We start from the raw sequence: 251 nt of genomic DNA, 5'->3' as shown, positions 1-251 counted from the left end.
ATTTAATATCGTTAACTTTTACGGGCGATATACCTTTACCGTAGTAAAGCCTTGTTCGTGTAGAATAAGCGCTTGTAACTGGCTCATTACACCCCTATCGCAATACAAGTAATAGTCTTGATCTTTTGGTAAATCACCAAACTTAGTTGCTAAGCGAAAAAACGGCAAATGCACCACTTCTATAGAATCAATTTCCAGTGGTGCTGCTTCTTCTTCCTCTGGAGAGCGAATATCAATTACCACTGCACCAG

General features: G+C 39.8%; 1 protein-coding gene. It reads right to left on the bottom strand.

All coding sequences use genetic code 11. The features are described 5' to 3' along the window. Positions 1 to 18 precede the first annotated feature (18 nt). On the bottom strand, positions 19 to 251 hold a 233-nt coding region (thiI, locus tag AAEY62_RS23700), incomplete at its 5' end, for a thiazole biosynthesis protein (RefSeq protein WP_350636908.1).

Origin of the sequence: Pseudoalteromonas sp. GW168-MNA-CIBAN-0100, from assembly GCF_040309225.1 — a bacterium.
Classification (GTDB): Bacteria; Pseudomonadota; Gammaproteobacteria; order Enterobacterales; family Alteromonadaceae; genus Pseudoalteromonas; species Pseudoalteromonas arctica.
The sequence above is the reverse complement of the archived record's forward strand: the minus strand, read 5'-3'. Positions and strand labels throughout refer to the sequence as shown.